The following is a 502-nucleotide window of genomic DNA, read 5'->3' on the forward strand; positions in this document are numbered from 1 at the left end:
CAGGCCGTGCGGCACGGTTGAGATTGGCATAGACAGCCGGAGCCAGCCCGCCGAGTGATGTGTGTGGTCGTTCTGTGTTGTAGTCGATCCTCCAATTCCCGATGATCTTCCGCGCCTCAGCGAGGTTGCCAAAGATATGTTCATTCAAGCATTCGTCCCTCAGCCTACCGTTGAATGACTCGACAAAGGCATTTTGCATCGGCTTTCCCGGTGCAATGTAATGCCAGCCGACGCCAGTATCCTGACACCACTTCAGCACGGCGTGAGATGTCATTTCCGTTCCATTGTCAGAGACGATCATGTCCGGCTGGCCGCGCCTGCGCATCAACTCATCCAGTTCACGGGTCATGCGGGCACCAGACAGGGAACGATCCACGACGGTTGCCAGCGCCTCGCGCGTACAATCATCCACGATGCACAACACCCGGAACCGCTGGCCATCTGCAAACGCGTCAGACACGAAGTCCAGTGACCAGCGCTGATTGGCGCGATCCGGCACCAG

At 58.0% G+C, this 502-nt stretch carries 1 protein-coding gene; it reads right to left on the reverse strand.

Annotated features, from left to right (window positions below; translation table 11 throughout):
* A partial coding sequence (locus tag Q1A75_RS24060) for an IS3 family transposase (protein ID WP_299641559.1) occupies positions 1-502 on the reverse strand: 502 nt, incomplete at both ends.

The sequence above is a fragment of the uncultured Tateyamaria sp. genome, assembly GCF_947504105.1.
Classification (GTDB): Bacteria; Pseudomonadota; Alphaproteobacteria; order Rhodobacterales; family Rhodobacteraceae; genus Tateyamaria.